Genomic DNA, 237 nt, shown 5'->3' with positions numbered 1-237 from the left:
GTGCCTGGCAACGTCCTATCCTCACAGGGGGAAGCCCCCAACTACTTTCGGCGTTCAAGTGCTTAACTTCCGTGTTCGGCATGGGAACGGGTGTGACCACTTGGCTATCGTCACCAGACGACGGGCTCGCGCCCTCAAAACTGAAGTCATCAACAAGCATCTGCTAGAACAAGGCCTCGACCGATTAGTATCACTCAGCTCCACATGTCGCCATGCTTCCACCCGTGACCTATCTAC

General features: G+C 55.3%; 1 rRNA gene. It reads right to left on the bottom strand.

From position 1 onward, the window contains the following. Window positions 1-2 precede the first annotated feature (2 nt). Window positions 3-118: ribosomal RNA gene (gene rrf / locus AC3B4V_RS16335) — 5S ribosomal RNA — on the bottom strand. Window positions 119-237 lie beyond the last annotated feature (119 nt).

This window comes from Exiguobacterium sp. E17S (genome assembly GCF_057772545.1).
This window is presented reverse-complemented; position numbering and strand designations above follow the sequence as displayed.